Raw genomic sequence first — 19,779 nt, forward strand, 5'->3', positions numbered from 1 at the left:
GCGCGAATAGGTATTAAACATGCTATGATTAGAGCCTAAACGCAACTGTTTTTGTACTTGATATGAAAAAAGGGGTTTATTAGTTGAACGTAAGTTGCTGTATATTAACAGCATCGGAAAAATCGTATTTTAGGCCGTTTTTCTCCATAAGTGTACGCATTTTCATTTTTTGCATGCTATAGAGAGGTCATGTTAAATATTTTGGTGGTATATTTTCAAAGACTCTATTGACAGAATTGATATGCTGTGTCAATGCTTTTACCCATGGGTTGCTTTATGCTTTTATAGTTCGATCGCATTTTTTCTTTAGTCCATAGGGCGACGCATTATACCTGTTTTTCCATATCTCGCAATATCCGCACAGCTTCAGTGATATTGCGCACGTTGCTAATATGGATGAGACGCCGCCCATGACTGTCTTTGAAATTGCAACGGCGAGCGTTGGCCATGACATATTTGATGATACGGCCAAATGTGGCACTCTGGTAGAACGGACTGTCTTGAGCAGACACGAGTTGCATGGTCATGGTGGATTGGCGCAATGTGAGTTTCTCGCAACCAAGTCTTTTGCCCACGCGTCTGAGAGCCACTACCTGCATAAGCTCCTCCCCCTCTGGTGGCACGGGGCCGAAGCGGTCCACCAAGCGCTGTCTATAGGCGGCGAGTTCGTCGTCGTTCTCCATGTTGTCAAGTTCGCGATAGAGCAACATTCGCTCACTGCTGCCTGGCACATACGTGTCGGGGAAATACATCTCAAGATCGCTCTCCACGGCGCAATCGCTCACAAAGTCGGAGCCTGTCACATCGTCTGCCTGCTCGATGGCTTCGGCGTAGAGATCTGAGAACTCGTCATTGCGCAGCTCGGTAACAGCTTGCGTAAGTATTTTTTGATAGGTCTCATACCCCAAATCTTCCATAAATCCACTCTGTTCAGCCCCAAGCAGATTGCCCGCGCCACGTATGTCGAGATCTTGCATGGCCACGTTAAAGCCACTGCCCAGTTCTGAGAAAGCCTCAAGCGCCTCTAATCGCCGTCTCGCCTCGGGCGTGAGTGCGCTCTTGGGCGGTGCGAGTAGGTAGCAAAAGGCCTTTCGGTTGGAGCGTCCCACACGCCCGCGCATTTGGTGCAGGTCTGAAAGCCCAAACCGATTGGCGCCATTGATGATAATGGTGTTGGCGTTGGGTATGTCGATGCCGTTCTCTATGATGGTTGTGGAGAGAAGCACGTCATACTCGTAATTGACGAAATCCATGACTATCTTCTCTAACTCGTTTGGCGCCATCTGCCCATGTCCTATGGCAACTCGGCAATCGGGTATGTGCTTGCGAATGAGATTGGCCAGCTCGTCCAGGTTGGATATGCGGTTGTTAACAAAAAACACTTGCCCATTGCGACTCATCTCAAAGTTGATAGCGTCGGCGATCACCTCGTGGCTGAACACGCTTAGCTCGGTATGTATGGGGTGACGGTTGGGCGGTGGGGTGCGCATGACGCTCATATCGCGCGCGCCCATTAGTGAGAATTGCAAGGTGCGAGGTATTGGCGTGGCCGACATGGTGAGCGTATCCACATTGGATTTTAGCTTGCGGAGCTTTTCCTTGGTGCTCACCCCAAACTTGTGCTCTTCGTCTATGACGAGCAATCCCAAGTCGTGCCATTTTACCGCCTTGCCCAAAAGTTTGTGCGTGCCGATGATAATATCTATTTTTCCTGTGGCCAAATCGTCCATCACCTGTTTGGTTTGCTTGGCCGTGCGAGCCCGGGTGAGATAGTCCACTCGGACGGGAAAATCTTTGAGGCGGTCTCGAAATGTCTGAAAATGCTGGAAAGCCAGCACGGTAGTAGGCACCAACACCGCCACTTGTTTGGAGTCGCAAGCTGCCTTGAAAGCCGCTCTGACAGCAACCTCTGTCTTTCCAAATCCCACGTCGCCGCATATTAGGCGATCCATGGGGCGAGCTCGCTCCATATCTTCCTTGACCTCGCGTGTGGCCTTGAGCTGGTCAGGGGTGTCTTCGTACAGGAAACTGGCCTCCAACTCATGCTGCATGAAAGAGTCGGGGCCGAAGGCGAAACCCTTGACGTGACGCCGCTTGGCGTAAAGACGTATTAGATCACGGGCTATGTCTTTTACGCGTTTCTTGGTTTTCTCTTTCAAACGCTCCCAAGCGCCCGTGCCCAACGCACTCAATCGAGGTGGCTCACCAGAGTTGGCGTTGCGGTATTTGGATATTTTGTAGAGCGAGTGGATGGACACGTCCACCTTGTCGTTGTTCTTATAAATGAGGCGTATGACTTCTTGGTACGAGTCGGCAGCGCCCGGTTTGGTGATAGGAACCCTTACCAAGCCTCCAAATTTGCCTATACCGAAATCCACGTGCACTATGAAGTCTCCCGGCTCCATGTCTTGCAGCTCTTTCATGGTGAGAGCCATCTTTCCGGCTCGGGCTGCATCTGACTTAAGGTTATACTTGTGGAAACGGTCGAAGATTTGGTGGTCGGTGAAGAAACAAGCTTTTAAATCATTGTCGGTAAACCCTTCGTGGATGGTTCTATCCACGGCCGTGAAATTGATAACAGACCGCTGAGCGTTGGCGCCAGATCGCTCTTGGTCGGCTCCCATCTCGTCAAAGATGTCGCGCAAACGCTGATGCTGCTTGCGACTGTCGGCCAAAATGTAGAGTGTGTAGCCCTTCAACAGATAGTCTTCAAGCGTTTGGCGCAACAGCGTGAAATTTTTATGGAAAAGCGGCTGGGGCGATACGTGGAAGTCTATGGCCGCTGCGCCGCCTTTGTCAAATTCCGCCACATTGGCCGATGGTTGCATGATTACCTGCTTGAATCGTTGCGCGTCTGTCTCGAATTGAATGGTGGAACACAATGCGCTCTCCTTGGTCATCTCGCGCAATATTTGTGCTTGTTCCATTTCGGTTGCTCCCTCCATGCGCTCCGTGAGTGCCTGGGCTGAGAAACCCTCGTTGTAAACGCGGTCGATGACACCGCGCACATAAGCCATGTCTTTTGTCACCAAAATGGTTTCTGGTGGCAAAAACCGTGTGAAAGGTGTTTTGTCCAATGCCTGTGCGGCCAATTCGGGCACGACGTCTATTTCTGTTTTCTTGTCCTTGGAGAGCTGGTCCTCCACGCTAAACGTGCGAATGGTATCTATTTCGTCGCCAAAAAAATCGAGACGGAACGGCAACTCGCTCGAAAAAGAATAGATATCGAGAATGCTGCCGCGTGTTGCAAACTGACCGGGCTCGTACACATAATCTTTCTCCTCAAACCCTAACGCTCGCAAACGGCGTTGCAAATCGACGATATCGACGTTTTGGCCTGTTCGCAACGACATGCGTCGCTCGTCCAAATGAACTTGGTTAACAACCTTTTCCGCAATGGCCTCTGGATATGTCACGATATAGACGGCACGATCGGTGGGCTTGGTCAACATGGCAAGCACCTCTGTTCGAAGTATCTCGTTGGCGGGATCGCGTTGTCCGTACTTTGTAGCCCGTCGATAAGAAGATGGGAAGAAAAGCACGGCGGCGCTGTTTTCGTCCGCGTTCGCGCTTTCGTCTTTAGGACTTTTGGCGGCATGTGGTTCGTCATTGGTATGCTTTCGTGCATACGCTGACATCATGTCGTTGTAAAAATAACCTGCCTCGTCAGCGTCTTGGAGTATGAAAACAAATATTTTTTTTATTTTTGGAGCCACCGACGAAAAAAACATGGGGGCGGAGGAGGCCACGAGGCCACGCAGGAAAACGGTGTTTATAGATTTGTTTTCCAGTATTTGCGCGAACGCTCCGCCTTGCGGAAGGTTCGCGTACAATTGTTGTAACACTTTTATATTCATTCAAAAGAAGTCTCCCGCGTGCTATCCATTAGCCACCTTTTTAATATTGACAAATCTGCTTATCAATAAACAGAAAAAACGTGAGAAACTTGTTCTTTCCTATACTACGGTATGTGAGAAATTCATATTGCCATCACTGCTACCGCCATTCGGTCGCGAGGTCGTCACGCTCGCTATCTTATTCATCCATGTTTAGGATTTACGCTTAGGATATTGCCTTAGCCAGCCATCCAATCGCAGACGCATTACGCCAAAAAAAGCTTCGCTGAAGATACTGCCGTTCATCTTGCTTGTTCCCTCTTGTCGGTTGACGAAGACAACCGAAACTTCTTTTATCTTGAACCCTATCTTATAGGCTGTATACTTCATTTCTATCTGAAAAGCGTAGCCCTTGAAACGAATTTTGTCAAGCTCAAGGGTCTCGAGGACCTCGCGACGATAACAAACAAAGCCCGCCGTGGTGTCGTGGACGGGTATTCCGGTCACTATTCTGACATACTGGGAGGCGAAATAGCTCATCAAGATGCGTCCCATGGGCCAATTCACGACATTCACACCCGTCACGTAGCGAGAGCCAACCGACACGTCGACGCCATCGTTGTGGCAGGCCGCGTAGAGCCGAGGAAGATCGTCGGGATTGTGACTGAAGTCGGCATCCATCTCTATGACATAGCCGTAATGGCGCTCAAGCGCCCATTTGAAGCCAGCTATATAGGCCGTTCCCAACCCTTGCTTGCCCGAACGCTCGATGATGAACAGGCGATCTGCAAACTCAGAAGCCATCAGTTCGCGCACAATTTGCGCTGTTCCGTCTGGGCTACCGTCATCAACAACAAGAATGTCAAAGCTCTTTTCCAAGGAAAAGACCGCCCTGATGATTTTTTCAATATTCTCCTTCTCGTTATATGTTGGAATAATAACTATCGAATCACTTGTTTGCATAGTAGTATTGCATTTGCGTTTAGTGCAAAATTATAAAATAAAATGGTAATATCATTATTTAATGGCATTTTTATTGATCAAGATTTTCTGTATAATCTTGAAATTCTTTTGTAAGTCCACTCATCACTGTGCGATAGCTCTCTTCTTTCAGATAGTCTATATTGTCGCGGCCTTGGCCTTGGGGCATAATGGGTTTGTGAATGGTAAGGGTGAGTGGATGCCAATTTATCCAACGATAATCGCGTGTGCGAGGCATCACCAAAAATGAGCCGTTGATGGTGAGTGGGCACACTGGCAACTGCAACTCATCGGCCAATGAGAAAGCGCCACGGCGGAAAAGCCCCATGTGCCCGGTGAAAGTGCGAGCACCCTCAGGAAACACTACCAACGACATTTCATCGCGAAGGGTGTCCCGCGCTTCATCGTAGGTACGCCTAATAGCCGACTTGCTACTTCGATCCACAAAGATATGATGGGCGGCTTGGCATGCGATCCCAATGAAAGGGACATTGCGTAACGACTTCTTCATCATCCATTTGAAGTTGCGATCAAGGTACCCGTAGATCAAAAAGATATCGAACATGCCTTGGTGATTGGCCACAAAAATGTATGATTGCCCTTTCTCAAGAAGCTCCCTACCCTCCACTTTGACAGGCAAGAACAGCAAACGCAGGATGAGCCAAGACCAAACTTTGCCAGGATAATAGCCCCAAAAATGGCCATTGCCTATGAAACAACCCACCACAGTGAACATAGCGGTGAGTACTGTGATGACCAAAAAGATGGGCAGGAATACGAGAACTTGATAGAGTCGATACAGATATTTCATTTGTTCAATCGATGTAAGGTTATTAACACGACTTCTGGCGACATCCCAAAACGAAAGGGAATGAGGCCACCAACGCCTGCGGAGACAAACATAGCTTTGCCATTTTCGCGAAATAGACCGTAGTCATGCTTATATATTATAGATGATGGACGAAACCCGAAGAAAGCTATTTGCCCACCATGAACATGCCCACTTAGAGTGAGTTGGACGCGGCCAGACGGCATTATGTACCTCTCCCATGCCTTTGGATTATGCTGCAACATAACAACAAAAGATCCACGCGCCACTCCACGCATAGTTTTAGGGAAATCGGCCCGAGCCGGCTTCTCGAGGTTTTCCTCGCCCGCAATCACCAACGAGTCGTTGCCATGACGGATAATGGCATGCTCGTTGAGCAACAGTCGCCAGCCAAGTTGTCGCTCAAGAGCAATAACCTCTTGACAATTGGCAGCCTCCTCTGCCGCGTTTAAGTGCACATACTCGCTGTAATCATGGTTTCCCAATACGGAATAGATGCCGTCCTTAGCACGCAATTTTGCTAAAATGGGGTATGCCGAGCGTATCTCGCAAGGTTTAATATTCTGTAAATCACCAGTGAAAGTTATCAAATCAGGACGTTGTGCGTTGATACTGTCAACGACTCCGCGCAAAATCTGCCGGCGATTGCCATTAAATGATCCTACATGTGCATCGGTGAAATGCACGATCTTATATCCATCAAACGCTTCAGGAAGATCATTAAAGTAGAGCTCCACATGTTCTACGCGGAGCTTGCGCACTCCAATGGTAGCCCCATAAATGATGACATACCAACAAAAAAACACTAAAACAGCCCCCAATGAATACCACCAATTGCGACCGCCATGACGTAAGCGAGCCACTCCTTGCCCAAGCAAGATAGACAAGATGAATAGTATTTTTGGTACCACTAACAGGCCAAGAATTAACAGATAAATGTCAATGATGGCCATATTATCAGGTATAAAGTTGCGAATATGGTCTAAATAGACGGTGTATACGATAATGCCGATGGTAGGAAGCCACAGCGCCAACCGTTTCCACCAGCGATATCGGCCAGCCGGGCGGATATAGCGGACTTCAAAATAAAGATCCGGTAGTATAATAATAAAGAGGAGAAAGTAGAAAATTCGGGCTACCAAGAGGTCGTGATTTAAACGTTATTAAACTGTGATTTCGATACAATTGATTTCTCAAACAAGCCTTGATGGCTATTCGATGTTGTTCGAAATGAATAGCATCGATTATTTTTCCTATCAAGGACATGTACTAACCATTTGATAAACATTATTTTTTACTATTCTCGTTAAATCTGAACCGCAGGGCTTCCCCATAGTAGTTCCGGTCCAAAATGCCATCATCAAAGATATGCCGACCATTGCAAAATGTGTGCACTACTTTCCATTGGTATGTCTGTCCAAGCAGTGGGGACCAACCACACTTACTTTCTATCATACCCGTTGACACCGTCCATGGGTCACATCGCTTTACAATGGTGATGTCGGCCTTATATCCTCGTCGCAAAAATCCACGCTTGTTTATCGAAAACAAACGTGCCGGATTGTGTGCCATGAGCTGTACGAGCCGCTCCAAGGAGAGCACACCCTCGTCGACCAAGGTGAGCATGGTAACCAAAGAGAACTGTATCGTGGGCATGCCCGAGGCCGCCTTGGCGCATCCTCCCTGCTTGTCTGCCAACGCATGCGGCGCGTGATCGGTGCCGATGGCGCTGATTTGCCCAACGGCAAGAGCCTCGCGCAGAGCCGCCCTATCCTCCACTCGTTTTATGGAAGGATTACACTTGATGAGCGCGCCTTTCGTTTTATAGTCGCGTTCTGAAAACCATAGGTGGGCGATGACAGCTTCGCCAGTGATTGCAGGCAACTCGTTTTCTACCGTTGGCTTGCCAAATAGTTCAAGCTCTCGTGCCGTGGACACATGCGCCACATGCAGATGCGTGCCGTAACGACGAGCCAATGCCACAGCCAATGAAGTGCTCGTATAGCATGATTGAGCCGAACGTATAAGCGAGTGGAGCGCGATATCAGGGTCGTCGCCATATTGTTGTTTGGCCTTGGCCATGTTTGCGGTAATCATGGCAGTGTCCTCACAATGTGTCATGAGTGGCAATTGCAAATCGGCGCATGTCTTGAAGATTTTTTCCAAAGTTTCCTTTCGATCCACAAGCATGTTTCCTGTGGATGCGCCCATAAAGAGTTTCACGCCCGGAAAACGTGTTCTGTCAAGCTGAGAGAATGCCCTTGTGTTGTCCTTGGTAGCTCCAAAGAAAAAACCATAGTTTACATGACTACGGTCGGCAGCCATCGTTATCTTATCGTTCAGGGCTTCGGGGGTTGTCGTTTGCGGCACAGTGTTAGGCATATCAAGAAACGATGTTATTCCTCCCACTGCCGCTGCGCGCGACTCGCTCTCTATGTCTGCCTTGGAAGTGAGGCCTGGCTCTCTAAAATGTACGTGCTCATCAATGATTCCTGGCAAGACAAAACAACCCGCAGCATTGACTACTTTATCGCCTATGTTGCGGGATACATGTTGCCCCTCTATAATATCAGTGATACAGTCATCATCTACAATGATGGTCGCCTCAAAGGTTTTGCCCTCATTGACAATGCAACCGCCAACAATAATAGTTCTCATAGTAGGGAAAAATAAAGCTTAATATAAATAGGTATCTACCGTCATTTTGCCGTAAATGTCGTGCGATCCTTTATCTTTGAGTACGCATGCCATCAATCAATATGCTGGCAATCTGCCCGTACTATTTCTCCATGATTATTTCGGTGAGGCCAATTGATTGGGAGTTGGGCCATCAACGGGCGGTGCCACAACGGGTGCTGGCTCATGGCGTGGGGCATCCTGCAGACCATTCATGATATTCTGATTCTGCTGTGCAGCTTCGTAATACGCTTTCACTTGGGGATTTTTCTTAAACTTTTCCGTAGCCTTGCTCATGATATCCTCTATCCACGCGTCGAGCATGGGCACCTCGTAGCGACTCATACAAGTGTTAATGAACACATAAGGACCAAGCACATTGTCGAAATTATCCACAACAAAATTAGTGACAAGTTTGTCTGTTTTCTGGTTGATGGCTGCGTCTTCTGCAGCCAATTTCGCATTGACCACGTTCATGTCACTACCGTTCATAATGGCCTGATCATGCTTGTGAACCAAGTCCATGCTTTGGTTCATGAGCTGAGTGAATTTTTGACGGAAATCAGACAGTTTGTCGTTGAGTGGTGTGCCGGTGACGCTTTCTTGTGTGTTATCTATCATTACCACGATTTCTCCACCCTCAAGCACCACAGGCAGGCCTACGTTGTCGTCCAAAAAGATATTGGCAATACGCACAGAGTCTATAGCACCCTGAAACTGAAACTGTCCATGCACCACGTCACACGAATCTAATTTTTTAAGTATAGTATCCTTGTAAACTTTCAAATACAATTTTTGGCCGTCAAGAGTAGATACATTTGACGATCCTGCTATGCTAAAAGTGTCAGCGCATGATGTAAAGGTCAGTATGCTAATTACCGCGTATAGTATTTTATTCATAGACCATAATTTCTTCAAGTAACACAAAGGTAACATGTATTGACGACGCAAAAAAAAAAATTATGCTATTTAAAGATTATAGCCCTTCTTTTTAGTTTTTTTTTGATAGTTCGCGGTCTATCCTGTGCACAGAATAAACTTCCAAGACTACAGCGATGAGCAGTAGCACCACCCATTTGTTAAACACATAGTTGGAATAGTCTACTATGTTTGCAAACAGGGGACGGAAAAAACCGTATGCGTTGTCGGCCATCAGTATTCCAGCCAACACGAACATTATGTCGGCCAAACCTTGAATGCGTTTCAGTCGCCTCAAAGTTATATCACTACCCTCGTAAGTCTGCATTATTTGCATAGCGGCAAACAGCAGAGCGCCTGCCAAGAACACCCAGCAAAATATGGGCTGATGCCACATCAAGGAGAAACTTCCGGCACCAATCACCATCAAGGCGCCACCTAAAAGAAATATTGCACTTTGTGTTCTATTGAGCTGCTTCATCTATATTATTTGCTTTTTCTATCGCCTCGTCCGCGGCCTGCTGGTCCGTGCTTAGCACATATATGTCCTCGTCGTCTGCTTTCATGAAATAGCGCTCGCGAGCAATCTTACGAATGGCTTTTGGGTTGCGTCTCAACTCGTTAAGGGCTTGAGTGGCTTTCTCGTTCTGCAGGTTGTATTTGCGTATCTCGTCCTTCATCTTGCCAATCTGCATATCATATTGCACACGCCTCAAAAAACTGTTATCGTCAATGAATCCCACAAGGGCCACGCCCACAACAAAAGTTATCACATATTTATATCGTGACAACACATTCCAGAAATCGGTAAGTTTGCTGCTCATTTGCCATTCATAATCTTTGATGCAAAGATAATGCAAAAGCGGCAAAAGACAAAAGAAAACATTATATTTGTTTGGCTTTCCACCCAATTAAAGTTAACTTTGCAACAATTAACTATCAGTCATTACGCTATGGACAACTATATTGTATCGGCCAGAAAATACCGCCCTACGTCTTTTAGCTCTGTGGTTGGACAAGACGCGCTGACCACGACACTAAAAAATGCCGTCATGGGGGGCAAGCTGGCGCACGCCTATTTGTTTTGCGGACCACGTGGAGTGGGCAAAACTACTTGCGCCCGTATATTTGCCAAGACCATCAACTGCGAGCACATCACAGCAGACGGCGAGGCTTGCGACACATGCGAGAGCTGCAAATCGTTCAATGAGGGCCGCTCATTGAACATCTTTGAGCTTGACGCCGCCAGTAACAATTCGGTGGAAAACATCAAGACATTGATGGAGCAGACGCAAATTCCACCGCAGGGAGGCAAGTACAAGGTATTTATCATAGACGAGGTGCACATGCTTTCCACTTCGGCTTTCAATGCTTTTCTCAAAACGCTCGAGGAGCCGCCTGCGCACGTCATCTTCATTCTCGCCACTACAGAGAAGCACAAAGTGCTGCCCACGATTCTCTCAAGGTGCCAGATTTATGACTTTGAGCGCATGACCGTACCTAAAATCACTGATCACTTGAAGATGGTGGCGGCACAAGAGAACATCAGTTGCGAGGAAGAGGCATTGCATGTTATCGCCGAAAAGGCAGACGGAGGCATGCGCGATGCCCTGTCTATCTTTGACCAAGTGGCCAGTTTTTGCCAAGGCAATATTACCTACGAGCGGGTGCTTGAGGACCTAAACATGCTCGACTCTGAAAATTATTTCAAAATTGTCGACCTTGCATTGGCAAACCGAGTAAGTGACATTATGCTAACGCTCAATGGCATCATAGCCAAGGGATTTGACCCGGGGCACCTTGTCAACGGGTTAGCCTCGCACATTCGCAACGTGATGATGGCCACCGACAAACGCACGCTTTCGCTTTTGGAGGTGAGCGAGCGACAACGACAAAAATACCAAGAGCAGGCCAGCAAATGTAGCACACGCTTTTTATTCCAAGCACTGAAGATATTGAACGAGTGCGACGTGAACTATCGGCAGAGTAGCAACAAACGGCTCTTGGCAGAGCTGACGCTCATTCGCGTGGCCCAGCTCACCCAATCTGACGAAGACGATGACGCAGGCGCGGGGCGTAGCCCCAAGTGCTTGAAAATCCTGTTTAAAAACCTAAAGACTTCTCAACCTCAACCGTCTCGACAGGTGGCGGTGGCTGAGAAGTCTGCCAAAGCGAACCAACAATCGTACGAAACCGTCGCGGCGGAACGCGCCACAAGCAGCTTGACTGCGTCGGAGCCACGCCACACTGCCGCAACCCCCTCACCATCAAAGGGCACAGCGCCTCGAATAAAGCTCAAAAACATTGGCATGACGTTTGACCATTTGAGACATGGCACGCCGTCACCCAACTATGTAGACGTTAAGAAAACGGATGAGAAGGTTATCCCCGCCAACACCAAGAAGTTCACCGATGACGAGCTTGGCATGCAATGGACACTGATGTGCAACCGTATGCCCCACCATTTGGTGGGTTTGGCTTCGCGCCTTAAAAACATCACGCCCCATATAGTGGATTACCCTGCCATAGAGGTGACCATTGACAATGAGATACTTTATGGACAAGTAAAGGAGATAATAGGCAATATCACCGCCACGATGAAAAAAAATCTGGGTAACAATGCCATCTCAATCAACTTGCAATTGACTAAAAATAATGGGTCAAGCAGGGCTTATACCAAGCGCGAAATTTTTGACAACATGCGCAAAAAAAATCCTGCTATAGAAAAACTTAGACTGAATTTAGGCCTCGAATTGGCCTAAATTCAGTTTTAAAACTTCTAAATGCTTTTGTCTGCGTCACAGCATGACCTTTAAAGCGATTGTTAAGCAATAAAGACTGTTACGTTGCTTGTCTTTTGAATGATGTCTATCCAGCAGACTTTCAAAGACCAATTTTGTAAGTATTTATACCATTTATTTATTGCTCCCAAACTGATACGTTCGGCTATTTTATGCTTATTTCAAAGCCATTTTGTCGTCCAATCACATCGTTTAAGTCATAGCCTTCTTGTCATTAGGTACGAATGGCAATGCCTGTAATGCTTAAAGGCGTATCGTTTAGGTGCTATTCGGCTGCCGTTTAATACCTAATCGAAACACGATTAGTACCTAATCGCCAAACTAATAAGTTGTTATTTTAAATAAAAACAAAATTATATTATTATAATTTGTTGTTTTTTAGGTATTTATAAAAATATGCTCTTTTCCCCCATTTTTAAAGATTATAATCTACTTTTTATAATAATTTCATGCAAACCAAAGCCAATGTAAAAATGATTCAACATGTTTTTTTATATTCTCACATCATTATTCGTTTGGTAAAACATTTTAGAGTAGAAGCAAACATGCTTGCATACAACTTGCCCAGCAATGTCGTGTCATTGTCCAAGTATTTATCCACAACAACTATGCACAAAGTGGATGTCTCTTGGCTAAAACGGCTTGATCTGCAAATAACACTCGAATAGCAAGATACTCCGCGCGCAATATGGCTGCATAGATGCGCCTGACCACATCGTCAAGATATGCGAGCGAGCGGTCTTGCTCGGTGAACATGGCCTTCCAATCCCATTGGTCCACATGCAGCGAATGTAGGTTGCCCAAGTGCTCATCATCGCAAATGGCATTCATTCTACTCATAATAATCTATTTTGATGCTAAATTCATCTTTTCATACATGGTTAAGAATAAATTGCGTGAAGTTTACAACACCTGCAAAATGTTTTTCAAAATGTTATGATTATTCTCCTTTTCAAGACACTTTGAAATCTATGCGTCACCTCGAAGCAGTTTGAGTAATAGACGTGTGATTTTGAAAAAATATTTCTTACTTTTTTAACCATAGCCTTTGTGCTTTCCAAAATAATTACTATTTTTGCATTTACTTCGTTTAAAGGCTCCGTAGCTCAGTTGAATAGAGCACAAGATTCCGGTTCTTGGTGTCGCGGGTTTGAGTCCCGCCGGAGTCACCACGAAGTATAACTTCAAAACCTTTTTTCTGTAAAAACATGAATATCACCGAACGATTTATTAATTACACTAAGTTTGACACACAGTCGGCAGAAGGCTCCGACACAGTACCCAGCACAGCTAAACAACTCATCTTCGCAAAATACCTGAAAGAAGAACTCGTTGCCGAGGGGTTGAAAGACGTAGAAATGGACGAGATGGGCTATATCTATGCCACACTTCCTTCCAACATTAAGAAAGAGGTGCCGACCATTGGCTTTATCTCTCACTATGACACCGCGCTCGACGCAAGCGGCGCTAACATCAAGGCCCGCATCATAAAGAATTATGACGGTGGCGACATTGAGCTGTCGCCGGGTATTATTTCATCACCCAAGAAATTTCCAGAACTGTTAGAGCACAAAGGAGAAGACATCATTGTGACTGACGGTACGACGCTGCTGGGAGCCGATGACAAAGCTGGTATAGCAGAGATAGTACAGGCCATGTGTTACCTGCGCGACCACGACGAAATTAAACATGGTGATATTAGAGTGGCTTTCAACCCCGACGAGGAGATTGGAATGGGCGCTCACCACTTTGATGTGGAGCGTTTTGGATGCCAATGGGCATACACCATGGACGGTGGAGACATAGGCAACTTGGAATATGAAAACTTCAACGCCGCGGCTGCCAAAGTCACCATCAAGGGCGTGAGCGTACACACAGGCTATGCCAAAGGCAAGATGATAAACGCCAGTAGGTTGGCATGCGAGTTTAACGGCTATATTCCAGACACAGACATACCTGAGACCACCGAGGGCTATGAAGGCTTCTATCATCTCACCAACATGGAGACGAGATGTGAGCAAGCGCTGTTGAGCTATATCATTCGTGACCACGACCGCAAGAAATTCGAAGAGCGTAAGGACTTTATCGAGAGCATTGCTAAGCGGATGAACGAGAAATATGGAGAGGGTACGGTCGTGGTGGAATTGCGCGATCAATATTATAACATGAAGGAAAAAATAGATCCTAACATGTATGTCATTGACATTGTGCTCAAAGCCATGCAAGAAACTGGCGTAACGCCTAAAGTGGAGCCTATTCGTGGCGGCACTGACGGCGCGCAGCTAAGTTTCAAAGGGTTGCCCTGCCCCAACATTTTCGCTGGCGGCGTGAACTTTCACGGACCATATGAGTTTGTTTCTATCCAAGTGATGGAAAAGGCTATGCAGGTTATCACGAAGATTTGCGAGATTACAGGAACGTTTAATGACTAAGGCGGAGACTATTCTCCCTTTCATTGTCAAATTCGCAGACTTCATATCTTGACAGCTTGCGGCAAGCTGTATGAAAGCTAACCGAGGTTAAACCATAAGTCTCCTCACGTCCCGATATCAGTGTGGCGTGGGGAGAATTTGTTTTTGAGGGCATGAGAAAAATAATCCATGCCCTTGCGATTATAGAATTATCATCATACAAATGACATTCGAGAATATTATCACAAGCGCGCAAAACCAGAGAATTAAGCGACTTGTGGCCTTACAACAGAAATCGGTCGAACGCAAAAAGAGTGGGCTGTTTGTGGTTGAGGGCGTACGCGAGTTATTGCATTGCATCCGCGCGGGCTATGAGGTGGAGTGCTTGTTTCGTTGCCAAGACATTTTGGGATCGAACCCCGACGCACAGGAAATTAAAACGCTCGCACCCGATGCGCCCATCTATGACGTTTCAAAAAAAGTGTATGAGAAGATGGCTTACAGAGGCACCACGGAGGGATTGATGGCAGAGATGCGAGCAAAAGACAAAGCTCTGAACGACATCAAACTGCCTGAGAATCCTTTTTTGGCGGTACTGGAAAGCGTGGAGAAACCAGGAAACCTTGGTGCAGTGCTTCGAAGCGCAGACGCTTCGGGGGTGGACGCGGTCATCGTATGCGACCCTCTCACCGACCTTTTCAACCCCAACCTGATACGCAGCAGCATAGGCGCAGTCTTCACGGTGCCTACACTGGCCTGCAGCACTGAGGAGTGTATTGCCTTTTTGAACTCGCACGGCATTCAAATACTAACCGCCCAACTACAAGATTCCACACTCTATTACAACACTGACATGCGCCAGCCCACTGCCATCGTCATGGGCACTGAGGCTACGGGACTTACAAACGCTTGGAGACAAGCTGCCAACGCCCATATCCGCATACCCATGTTGGGACATCTCGACTCTCTCAATGTGTCGGTGAGCGCGGCCATACTGATGTATGAGGTGGTGAGACAAAGAAACCATGGGCTTGAGTTATAAATTAAATAAACAAAAAAGCAAATTGAAAACCCACATGATATGAGACAGAGACGCGATGAGGAGATGATGTGGAAAAAACTTGATAGCAAGTATATCATACATAGACCGTGGCTCACGGCACGCCGAGACAAAGTTCAATTGCCCAACGGTAAGATTTTTGACGAATACTATGTACTGGAGTATCCCACATGGGTTAATGTCGTGGCTGTGACGCAATCGGGCGAATTGATATTGGAACGACAATATCGCCATGCGCTTGGCATCGTCTCGACGGAAATTGTCGCTGGATGCGTGGAAAAAGGAGAGACACCATTAGATGGTGCCAAGCGTGAGTTGCTGGAAGAGACAGGGTATACGGGCGGCACGTGGTCAGAGCTAATGGTGATCGCACCCAACCCCAGCACAATGACCAATCTTTGCCACTGCTTCGTGGCTAAAAATGTCATACCAACCACCAATCGTCATTGGGATGAGACAGAAGATATAGAAGTGTTTCTCAAAAGCAAGCGTGAAACGCTTGAGATGTTGCGGCAGGGGCAGTTCGCGCAGGCCATGATGATCGCGCCACTATGGAAATATTTTGTTGAGCATACAGACTTGTTGCAAAGTCGGCAAGCGCCATCCGAATGATGCCCCAACTCCTTGTTTGGACCCTATTCTATCCATTCGAGAAAACCTTGCGCTATCACGGTGATGAGATGGCCTTTTCACCGAGTTATGAAAGAAAATCGCAAGAGACGTTTATAGTTTCTATAGAAATACAAACTTCGTTTCAACCATACATTTTAATACCATTGCACGGCGTTGCTATAACCACTCCGCTTGTCATATTTCAACGCATCTGTCAACGTTGCCGCATTGGCTCTGAAGGAGAAATTGTAGCTTGTGTATGGTGCCAACACTACGGAGCAACTCATGTTGAAACAATGAAGGTCGCGTTGCAATGAGGCCGTTGTCATGGATATTTGCTTGTTTTCGAAATCGTAACCACTGGAGAAACTGATATTCCAACCGTCGCTGATACGCAGATTTCCGCTCACATTAAGTGTCTGGGTGAATTTATACGGATATCTCATGCTCTTCTTGTTGAATCTTCCACCACGGTCCTCACGCATCGTGATGCCATAACCAAAAGTCAATGACCACGGCATGGAAAAGGGCAAGTAGCCATCATCGTCTGTGGAAGCCTTGCCGCCATTTTGTTTTTTGTCAGCTCCACGCCTACCTTTTTCCATTGCATCGTCTATGTTGCTTTCAATATTAGTGTCAATACCCTCGTCGTCATGGTTCTTGTCATTGTCTTTCTCTGTATCCTTGCCACCGAAAAGTTTTTTTATTTTCTCAGGATTGAGCGTATAAGATATATTTTGTGACATGCCTTGAAAGCGTCCAAAACGGCCATATCCCCACTCCGTTCGATCACCGACGTATGGTTTACCGTTCTCGTCAAGCTCGTAAGCGTATGTGGCGAACACAGCGTTGAGGTTGAAAGTGTAATTTTTCCACCACTTCAACCTTATACGCATAGACAAGTCACTCCACGGTTGGCGGCGAGCAGCCATATTGTATGACATAGAGGCGCCAAGCTCATCTATCAAGCTTATTTTCTTGAAGCCAGTGGAATCTTTGTCGCTTTTGATCTTCATTTCTATGTTGTTGCTCACGTCCCAAGACACACTTCCGGTACGTCCTTTGCCCGGAGGCCCGTAAAGTCCTGCAGAATAAGGAGAGTATTCCACCAACGAGACATTTCCATCACGGTCTGTTTTTTGGTAGGTCTGGTAATAACCATAGCGCGCCGAGCCAAAATCAGGCGCGTAGCTAAAGCTCACTTGTGGCGTGAACACATGTCGGATGGCTTGAATCTTTTCACCGAAAATTTTTCGGTTTGGAATATAAAATCCATATAATTTGGTGCTGGCCGAAACGCTCATGTTCCAGTTATAGATGTTGTGAAAACCGTAAGTGGTATCTGCCACCTCTGTTTGGGTGGCTTGATTCCAGGACTTTTCCACCTTGGACATGGTCATTCGGTCAGTAAAATTAAATGAAGGCGTGACATTTATAAATTTGAAAAGCGTGAAAGACGCATTGATAGGAATGTTATGTTGCATACCATTGTGCCAATCTTTCACGATATTGGAGTGGAGCAATAGGTTTTCCTTGGTTTGGATAGAGTTGCTCATCTGTCCGGTATAGCTCATGGATATTTTCTCATACCAGCGTTCCTCGCCCACCCTGTGTTTGCGCCTGAATGGGTAAAAACGGCTGATAGAAACATTGACATCAGGCAAAGTTAGAGATATGGTGGAGTTTTGCATGTTTTGCGAAAGGTTGGCCGAGGTACTCAATGAGAGTCCAATGCTTGAGAAAGTGGTGCTCCAGCTTACTGAAGAGGTGCGCGTGGTTTGGGTCATGGCTTGCGGATTGTACATGCTCGTGAGATTGTTTCGTTCGTAGCTTGAAGTGGCAAAGTTGACGCTTGCTGACAAAGAGCTGAATGGGTTGGCCTTGGGGTCTTGCCGATGGCTCCATTGCAGCTTGAAGCTCTCTTGCTCTTGGAAGTCTGGCATGCCCTTGTCTCCTGTCTTGGTGTCTTGGTAAGCTGCAAAAAACGACCCACTGTACTTGTAGCGTTTGCGATAGTTGCTGGCAGCAGAGATACCCCACGATCCCTTGGTGTAAATTTCGCCAAGCAACTTTAAGTCCCATTTGTCACTGACAGCAAAGTAGTAGCCTCCGTCGCGGAGATAGAAGCCACGATTATTTTCATCGCCATAAGAAGGCATAATAAAGCCGCTGGAATAGCTTTTGGTGAACGGGAAAAAACCATAAGGGACGGCCAAAGGTAATGGGACATCAGCCACTACAATATATGCCGGACCAAAAATCACATCCTTGCCTGGACGCACTTTAGCTCTCGACAGGGCTATATAGAAGTCAGGATGCTCCTTATCGCAAGTGGTATAGCGGCCGTGAGCAAGGAAAAGCTCACCCTTATCATTACGCTTTGACACCTTACTGACAAGATAACCGTCTTCTTGTTGGGTATACGCATTGCGCACAATGCCTTTCTTACTCTTAAAGTTGAACGCCATGGTGTCGGTGTCATACTTATCCTGCCCCATAGTGAAGACCGGACGACCCTTGATGCCAGTTTTCTCCGTTGAGTCTGCACTGCCCGTTGCGTGCACCAAACTGCTGTCCAAACTCATGTATATTTTATCGCTTTTGAGGTTCATGTTTTCATAACTCACCTCAGCAGTGCCGTAAAGATGGGCGGTATTTGATTTGGCCTCATATATCAATGAGTCTTGAGCCTCGTATTTAACGGGGGCGTCTATACCACTCTTTTTCTTTTTGTTAAGGGAGTCTAACCTGATGGAATCGTCCACCATCTTGTTGTGATGGTAAATGGCAAGCTGGAGCGAATCCATCATGGCGGTATCAGTTTTGACGTCTACATTTTCCTCCGTGATGGTAGAGTCTTTTAATGTGGAATGATCGTTGAGGGCAAGCTTAGTTTTCGTCGTGTCGTCGTTGACGGAATTGATATTTTTGTTAAAAAATCCGGGCACGTCGCTGTTTGCCATGGAAAAGGCCATGACGAAAAGCATAAATATGACGAAAAGCCGTGTCTTCATTTGAGGTACAAAAGTAGGTAATAAATGGTGAAAAGTCGTGTGTTTTCGCAATTTTAACTTTGTTATTCAAACATTGCCTCCCATGTCTTAAAGCGTTCTAACCCGTCATCACCAAAACGAGCGATACTTCGCTCGGCCTCGGCGAGGGTTCGCTCATGTTTCAATTTTGTCTTGCTGTAGAACTTATCAGCGTAGCACACCACCTTTTCTTCCAATGTCTCGGGCAAATAGTCTTGGTGGGGCAACGGAAGATTGCCCGAAACGATAGCCTCCTTTGTCAATCCAGCACCCGTGTGACGTTCGCACACGCGGGCATGGCGAGGGTATCCCTCGGCGCGCATCAAGTTGGCGCCAATTATCCCATGTCGCAAATAGGGCTCTTTTCCATGACAACAGATGCTCGGAGCATCGCACTCGAAGATGCCGATGTCGTGCAACATGGCCGCCTCTTCCACAAACGCGCGGTCAAGGCCAAGCTCTGGATGGAGGTCGCAAATTTGCAACGCCCTGCGCGTAACCGCTATGCTATGTGTCAAGAAAATGCGACGTAACTCGCTATCCTCTGGATAATACTTGTCTATCAGACGCATCACCCAATTGAGTTGTACTTGATAATCCATGACTTAAAAAACGATCGCCCT

Annotated in this window: 14 protein-coding genes, 1 tRNA gene and 1 pseudogene; 5 read left to right on the plus strand and 11 right to left on the minus strand. The window is 46.7% G+C overall.

Going from position 1 to position 19,779, the window contains the following annotated elements:
- Positions 1 to 326: 326 nt before the first annotated feature.
- From mfd to C7379_RS01560, 8 genes are all read right to left on the minus strand, one after another.
- Positions 327 to 3,857, minus strand: coding sequence for a transcription-repair coupling factor (gene mfd, locus C7379_RS01525; protein ID WP_116615681.1), 3,531 nt, complete (start codon positions 3,855 to 3,857; stop codon positions 327 to 329).
- A gap of 192 nt (positions 3,858 to 4,049) precedes the next feature.
- A complete protein-coding gene (locus C7379_RS01530; RefSeq protein WP_116615682.1) occupies positions 4,050 to 4,799 on the minus strand; it encodes a polyprenol monophosphomannose synthase in 750 nt (249 codons plus the stop codon).
- Between the two features lie 70 nt (positions 4,800 to 4,869).
- The gene (locus tag C7379_RS01535) at positions 4,870 to 5,628 is read right to left on the minus strand and encodes a lysophospholipid acyltransferase family protein (RefSeq protein WP_116615683.1); all 759 of its coding nucleotides are present in this window, start codon (positions 5,626 to 5,628) and stop codon (positions 4,870 to 4,872) included.
- Complete coding sequence (locus tag C7379_RS01540) at positions 5,625 to 6,788, minus strand: metallophosphoesterase (RefSeq protein ID WP_116615684.1); 1,164 nt, start codon at positions 6,786 to 6,788, stop codon at positions 5,625 to 5,627. The genes C7379_RS01535 and C7379_RS01540 overlap by 4 nt, the downstream gene beginning before the upstream one ends.
- A 145-nt stretch (positions 6,789 to 6,933) precedes the next feature.
- Complete coding sequence (locus C7379_RS01545; protein WP_116615685.1) at positions 6,934 to 8,304, minus strand: dihydroorotase; 1,371 nt, start codon at positions 8,302 to 8,304, stop codon at positions 6,934 to 6,936.
- A 135-nt stretch (positions 8,305 to 8,439) separates the two neighbouring features.
- Positions 8,440 to 9,222, minus strand: a complete 783-nt coding sequence (locus C7379_RS01550) for a DUF4369 domain-containing protein (protein WP_116615686.1) — start codon at positions 9,220 to 9,222, stop codon at positions 8,440 to 8,442.
- A gap of 91 nt (positions 9,223 to 9,313) precedes the next feature.
- On the minus strand, positions 9,314 to 9,721 hold the full coding sequence (locus C7379_RS01555; protein WP_116615687.1) for a hypothetical protein: 408 nt from the start codon (positions 9,719 to 9,721) through the stop codon (positions 9,314 to 9,316).
- Positions 9,705 to 10,064, minus strand: a complete 360-nt coding sequence (locus C7379_RS01560; RefSeq protein ID WP_116615750.1) for an FtsB family cell division protein — start codon at positions 10,062 to 10,064, stop codon at positions 9,705 to 9,707. Before C7379_RS01560 ends, C7379_RS01555 begins: the two co-directional genes overlap by 17 nt.
- A 129-nt stretch (positions 10,065 to 10,193) precedes the next feature.
- Between C7379_RS01560 and C7379_RS01565 the strand changes: the two genes are divergently transcribed.
- The gene (locus C7379_RS01565; RefSeq protein ID WP_116615751.1) at positions 10,194 to 12,002 is read left to right on the plus strand and encodes a DNA polymerase III subunit gamma/tau; all 1,809 of its coding nucleotides are present in this window, start codon (positions 10,194 to 10,196) and stop codon (positions 12,000 to 12,002) included.
- A gap of 674 nt (positions 12,003 to 12,676) precedes the next feature.
- Here C7379_RS01565 and C7379_RS01570 read toward each other — a convergent pair.
- Positions 12,677 to 12,884, minus strand: a pseudogene (locus tag C7379_RS01570) (aspartate--ammonia ligase); the annotation flags it as partial.
- 252 nt (positions 12,885 to 13,136) lie between these two features.
- On the opposite strand from C7379_RS01570, the gene C7379_RS01575 reads away from it, so the two are divergent.
- From C7379_RS01575 to C7379_RS01590, 4 genes are all read left to right on the plus strand, one after another.
- A tRNA-Arg gene (locus tag C7379_RS01575) sits at positions 13,137 to 13,213 on the plus strand.
- Between the two features lie 36 nt (positions 13,214 to 13,249).
- Entirely contained in the window at positions 13,250 to 14,473 is a 1,224-nt protein-coding gene (gene pepT / locus C7379_RS01580) for a peptidase T (protein WP_116615688.1), read from the plus strand.
- 202 nt (positions 14,474 to 14,675) lie between these two features.
- Positions 14,676 to 15,494, plus strand: a complete 819-nt coding sequence (locus C7379_RS01585; protein ID WP_116615689.1) for a TrmH family RNA methyltransferase — start codon at positions 14,676 to 14,678, stop codon at positions 15,492 to 15,494.
- 39 nt (positions 15,495 to 15,533) lie between these two features.
- Positions 15,534 to 16,124: an NUDIX hydrolase gene (locus C7379_RS01590; protein WP_116615690.1), complete on the plus strand. Its 591-nt coding sequence runs from the start codon at positions 15,534 to 15,536 to the stop codon at positions 16,122 to 16,124.
- A gap of 155 nt (positions 16,125 to 16,279) precedes the next feature.
- Here C7379_RS01590 and C7379_RS01595 read toward each other — a convergent pair whose 3' ends face one another.
- Together C7379_RS01595 and C7379_RS01600 are read right to left on the minus strand one after the other, a co-directional pair.
- Positions 16,280 to 19,138 carry a putative LPS assembly protein LptD gene (locus C7379_RS01595; protein ID WP_116615691.1) on the minus strand — a complete coding sequence of 953 codons (2,859 nt, stop codon included), beginning with the start codon at positions 19,136 to 19,138 and terminating at the stop codon, positions 16,280 to 16,282.
- Positions 19,139 to 19,200: 62 nt separating this feature from the next.
- Complete coding sequence (locus tag C7379_RS01600) at positions 19,201 to 19,758, minus strand: HDIG domain-containing metalloprotein (protein WP_243406676.1); 558 nt, start codon at positions 19,756 to 19,758, stop codon at positions 19,201 to 19,203.
- Positions 19,759 to 19,779: the final 21 nt, after the last annotated feature.

Origin of the sequence: Hallella colorans (genome assembly GCF_003096815.1) — a bacterium.
GTDB lineage: Bacteria > Bacteroidota > Bacteroidia > Bacteroidales > Bacteroidaceae > Prevotella > Prevotella colorans.